Here is a 387-nt window from a genome sequence, read left to right as displayed (position 1 = left end):
GCAGCACCGGAGCCCGCACCCGCACCGGCGGTCACGGACCAGGGCTGAGCGTGCGCGGCAGGTGGCTGATTGCAGCCCTGCTGCTGGCGCCCGCGTGGGTCGTCGCAGCGCCATCCCCGGACTGTACGCAGGGCCTGCTGCAGCGGTTGGGGTGGCGCTTCGAGGATGCCGAGCTGCGTGCACCGCAGGTACACAAGGGCCCGGTGTGTACGCGTTCCTCGCTCGCCGCGGCACAGGCAGCGGGTGACCTGCGCGTACGCTGGCCGGCGGATCTGCCTGCAGGCGAACGACAGGCACTGCTGCAGCAGCTGCTGGAAGACCCTGCTACGGTCTGCGCCTATGCCTTCGAGCTGGGGGCGGCCACGCGGCGCGCGACCTCGGCATTGC

The 387-nt window shown here is 72.1% G+C and carries 1 protein-coding gene; it reads left to right on the top strand.

Annotation, left to right across the window (positions count from 1 at the left end; genetic code table 11):
• Window positions 1-203: 203 nt before the first annotated feature.
• A partial coding sequence (locus I6F38_RS43615; RefSeq protein ID WP_225164745.1) for a hypothetical protein occupies window positions 204-387 on the top strand: 184 nt, incomplete at its 3' end.

Source organism: Bradyrhizobium sp. BRP56 (genome assembly GCF_020194035.1).
Taxonomy (GTDB): Bacteria; Pseudomonadota; Alphaproteobacteria; order Rhizobiales; family Xanthobacteraceae; genus Bradyrhizobium; species Bradyrhizobium australafricanum.
This window is presented reverse-complemented; position numbering and strand designations above follow the sequence as displayed.